Annotated in this window: 4 protein-coding genes; 3 read left to right on the top strand and 1 reads right to left on the bottom strand. The window is 72.8% G+C overall.

Features of this window, described 5'->3' with window-relative positions; all coding sequences use genetic code 11:
* Positions 1-892 (bottom strand): DMT family transporter (locus ACVNF4_RS32875; RefSeq protein WP_461806535.1); only part of this gene is annotated, 892 nt, incomplete at its 3' end.
* A gap of 228 nt (positions 893-1,120) precedes the next feature.
* Between ACVNF4_RS32875 and ACVNF4_RS32880 the strand changes: the two genes are divergently transcribed.
* The 3 genes from ACVNF4_RS32880 to glgC are packed head-to-tail and all read left to right on the top strand — an operon-like array spanning position 1,121 to position 4,334.
* Entirely contained in the window at positions 1,121-1,888 is a 768-nt protein-coding gene (locus ACVNF4_RS32880; RefSeq protein ID WP_461806536.1) for a (2Fe-2S)-binding protein, read from the top strand.
* A 14-nt stretch (positions 1,889-1,902) separates the two neighbouring features.
* A complete protein-coding gene (gene glgA / locus ACVNF4_RS32885) occupies positions 1,903-3,063 on the top strand; it encodes a glycogen synthase (RefSeq protein WP_461806537.1) in 1,161 nt (386 codons plus the stop codon).
* A 50-nt stretch (positions 3,064-3,113) separates the two neighbouring features.
* The gene (glgC, locus tag ACVNF4_RS32890) at positions 3,114-4,334 is read left to right on the top strand and encodes a glucose-1-phosphate adenylyltransferase (protein WP_461806538.1); all 1,221 of its coding nucleotides are present in this window, start codon (positions 3,114-3,116) and stop codon (positions 4,332-4,334) included.
* Positions 4,335-4,501: the final 167 nt, after the last annotated feature.

The following is a 4,501-nucleotide window of genomic DNA, read 5'->3' on the forward strand; positions in this document are numbered from 1 at the left end:
TGCGCGACCCCGGGTCCGGCTGCGTGCCGGGGTGCGGGTCCTCGGCCTGCGGGTGTTCCCGGGCCAGCCGCTCCGTCGTCAGCAGGATCAGGCCGCCGGCCGCGACGACGCCGCAGCCCAGGGCGAGCACGGTGCCGGTGGTGCCGTAGCGGAAGGTCTCGCCGAACATCGTGATCCCGACGGCCGCCGCGACCACCGGGTTGACGACCGTCAGCGTGGAGAGCGGGGCGGCGAGGCCCGCGCCCCGGTAGGACGCCTGGGAGAGCATCATGCCCGCCGTGGCGAGGGCGCCGATCAGGCCGAGCGTGGGGAGTTCGCCGGCGGTGACGCCGCCCGTCCAGTCCACGGCGACCGTCTTCGTGAACACCGACGACATGCCGAACGCGATGCCGGACGCCGTCGCGAGGAGCATCGCGCGGACCGCCGGATGCCGGTGCACGGCGCGGGCGGCGACCATCAGGGCGGCCACGGCGGCGCCGGTGACGGCCGCGACGGCGATGCGCTCGGCCGTCGACAGGGACTGCGAGTCGGAGGCGCCGACCAGCGCCAGGAGACCGGCGAGACCGACCGTCGCCATCAGGGCGCCGCGCCAGGCCGTCGCCCCCGCGCGGCGCTTCACGAGGAGCGCCGCCATCGGGAGGGCGAAGACGATCGTCAGCGCGCCGAGCGGCTGCACCAGGCTCAGCGGGCCGTACGCCAGCGCCACCACGTGCAGGAGGCCGCCCAGGCCGTTCAGCGCGACCGCGCCCCACCACGCGGGGCGGCGCAGCGGCGCGTACTGCCCGGTGACGGAGCCGGCGGAGAGCGCGACCTGCTCCTGGACGATCGCCCCCGCGGCGTACGCCACGGCGGAGACGAGCGACAGGACCACGGACAACGCGAGGGCGCTCATGAGCTGCTCCTCTGCGTGAGGCGGGGGCGCGGGGCCCGGCGAGGCGAACGGTCGGCTCTCATGTCAACAACGATGCCCTGCCGATCTGTTCCTGTCGTCGTACCTGAGCACTCATTGCGTCGTACTACCGATGGAGTACGAAAGGACCACAGTCAGACTCAAGGGTGGTGGCGCGTCCCTCCCGCACCCGATCTCACGCTCCGGTCTTTCTTGGTACTACTGCCTGTCGTGGACCTCGACCCCGCTCTCGCCGCCCTCCGCCCGCTCGGCGGTTTCTCCGTCCTGCGCACCCTCCTACCCCCGGCAGGAGACCCGGCGCAGCCCCCGCCCGCCGGGCTGCCGACCCTCGCGGACGCGTACGGGCACCGGTCGTCGGATGTTTACGGGGAACCGCTGATTTTCCGTGTCCGCAAGGTCGCCGAGAGTGTCCGCGCCCCCGAGGAGCGGGTCGCCGCCTCCCTCGCCCACCAGTCTCTGGCCTCCCGCCTCTGGTCGGCGGCCCTGGGCTGCGCCGCCCTCTACGGCGCCCTCCCCGACCTCGACCCCGCCCTCCTGCGCTGGAACCCGGACGCCTCCGCCCCCGACGACCTGTGGCTCACAGACGTCCGCCCCCGCCCGGTGGCGGACCTGGCGCAGGCCGTCCTCGACGCCCACCTCGAACCCCTCGCCGCCGCCCTGCACACCCGCTGCGGCGTCGCCGTGGGCCTGCTGCGCGGCAACGCCGGCTCCGCCCTCGCCGGCAGCGCGCGCCAACTGAGCCTGTGGGCCCGGCAGCACCGCCGTCCCGATGTCGCCGCCACCACCCGCACGCTCACCGCGGCCCTCTTCGCCCACCCCCTCCTCGCGGACACCGGCACCTTCACCGGACCCCGCTTCCGGCGCCGCAGCTGCTGTCTGTACTACCGGGTGCCCGGCGGGGGCCTGTGCGGCGACTGTTGCCTCGACGCTCTTCCCCGCGCGCCCCGTCTGGGTGACCATGAGGGCACTGGCCGCTGAGAAGGGGGCTTCGGTTGCGTGTGGGCCTGCTGACCCGGGAGTACCCGCCGGACGTGTACGGCGGCGCGGGAGTCCATGTCGAGTTCCTCGCACGGGAGTTGCGACCACTGGTCGATCTCGACGTGCACTGCTGGGGCGAGGGCCGGGGCGAGGGCGTGCTGCGCCACCGCCCCTGGTCCGCGCTGGACGGCGCGAACGACGCGCTGCGCACCTTCTCCGTCGACCTCGGCATGGCCGCGGCCCTGCAAGGCCGTGAACTGGTCCACTCCCACACCTGGTACGCCAATCTCGCGGGCCACCTCGCGAAGCTCCTGCACGGCGTGCCGCACGTGATGACCGCCCACTCCCTGGAGCCCCTGCGCCCCTGGAAGGCCGAGCAGCTCGGCGGCGGATACGCCCTGTCGAGCTGGGCCGAGCGCACCGCGATCGAGTCCGCCGACGCGGTGATCGCCGTCTCCGGGGCGATGCGCGAGGACATCCTCGGCTGCTACCCGGCGCTCGACCCCGCCCGCGTCCACGTCGTCCACAACGGCATCGACACCGAGCTGTACCGCCCCGACCACGGCACCGAGGCCCTGCTGCGCGCGGGAGTCGACCCCGGCCGGCCCTACGTCCTGTTCGTCGGCCGCATCACCCGCCAGAAGGGCGTCCCCCAACTCCTGCGCGCCGTACGGGACATCGACCCGGCGGCGCAGGTCGTGCTGTGCGCGGGCGCCCCCGACACCCCGGAGATCGACCGTGAATTCCGGGAACTGTACGAGGAGTTGAGCCGCGTCCGCAGCGGCGTGCACTGGATCCCGAAGATGCTGCCGCGTCCCGAGGTCATCCAACTCCTCACGCACGCCGCCGTGTTCGTGTGCCCGTCGGTGTACGAGCCGCTGGGGATCGTGAACCTGGAGGCGATGGCGTGCGGGACACCGGTCGTCGCCTCGCGCGTCGGCGGGATCCCCGAGGTCGTCGACGACGGACACAGCGGCGTCCTCGTCGAAGTGGGCGGCGAGGACGGCGAGTTCGAGGCGGGGCTCGCGCGCGCCCTCGACTCCGTGCTCGCCGATCCGGCGGCGGCCCGGCGGATGGGGGAGGCCGGACGGGCCCGCGCCGTGGGGGAGTTCGGGTGGGGCGCGGTCGCCCGGCGCACCGTCGCGCTCTACGAGGAGATCCTCCGGCAGGGTTGAGCGCGCGTCCCCGGGGGCAGTCAACGGTCACCCAAGGGTGAGGAGCGGCTATGCGTCGTGGTGGGCCTTCGGTGCTCGGGATCGTGCTGGCGGGCGGTGAGGGCAAGCGGCTGATGCCCCTGACCGCGGACCGGGCGAAACCCGCGGTGACGTTCGGCGGGACCTACCGTCTGGTGGACTTCGTCCTGTCGAACCTCGTCAACGCCGACATCCTGCGCATCTGCGTGCTGACGCAGTACAAGTCGCACTCGCTGGACCGGCACATCACCACCACCTGGCGGATGTCGAGCCTGCTCGGCAACTACGTCACCCCCGTGCCCGCGCAGCAGCGCCTCGGCCCCCGCTGGTACCTCGGCAGCGCGGACGCCCTCCTCCAGTCGCTGAACCTCGTGCACGACGAACGGCCCGAGTACGTCGCGGTGTTCGGCGCCGACCACGTGTACCGGATGGACCCCCGCCAGATGCTCGCCCAGCACATGGAGAGCGGCGCCGGGGTCACCGTCGCGGGGATCCGGATACCCCGCGCCGAGTCGTCCTCCTTCGGGGTCATCACCCCCGGCAGCGACGGGCAGATCGTCGAGCGGTTCCTGGAGAAGCCCGCCGACCCGCCCGGCCTCCCGGACGACCCGGAGACCGTGTTCGCCTCCATGGGCAACTACCTGTTCACCACCAAGACCCTCATCGAGGCGCTCCAGCGGGACGCCGAGGACGAGCACTCCGTGCACGACATGGGCGGTTCGATCCTGCCCCAGCTCACCGCGCGCGGCGAGGCGTTCCTCTACGACTTCAGCCAGAACCACGTCCCCGGCGAGACCAGCCGCGACCGCGGGTACTGGCGGGACGTCGGGACGCTGGACGCGTACTACGACGCCCACATGGACCTCATCGCCGAGCGGCCCGCGTTCAACCTGTTCAACCGGGACTGGCCGATCTACACGCACTCCGGCCAGCTCTCCCCGGCGCGGTTCAACGCGGGTGGGATGGCCAGTGAGTCGATCATCAGCGCGGGGTGCCTGATCCGGGGGCAGGTCACGCGGTCGGTGCTGTCGCCGGGGGTGGTCGTCGACCCCGGGGCGGTCGTACAGGGGGCGGTGCTGCACGACAACGTGCGCATCGGGCGGGGCGCTGTGGTGCGGGGGGCTGTGCTGGACAAGAACACGGAGGTCCCGCCGGGGGCGACGATCGGGGTCAATCCGGAGCGGGACGGTGAGCTGTACACCGTGTCGCCGGGCGGGGTCATCGCGCTGGGGAAGGGGCAGATCGTGAGCTGAGGGGGAGGGGGTGGGAGGTGTCCGGGTGGCCGGTGGTGCGTCCGGTCGGGCGACTTAGAGAGTCCGGCAGTAGGCGTGTTGGGTGATCGGCTGGGTGCCCCGGACGCAGAGCAGGCACGAGCCGGGGCGATCATGGAGTTCTCTACGCTCAGTGATCACCGGAGGGC

The sequence above is a fragment of the Streptomyces sp. S6 genome, from assembly GCF_054880855.1.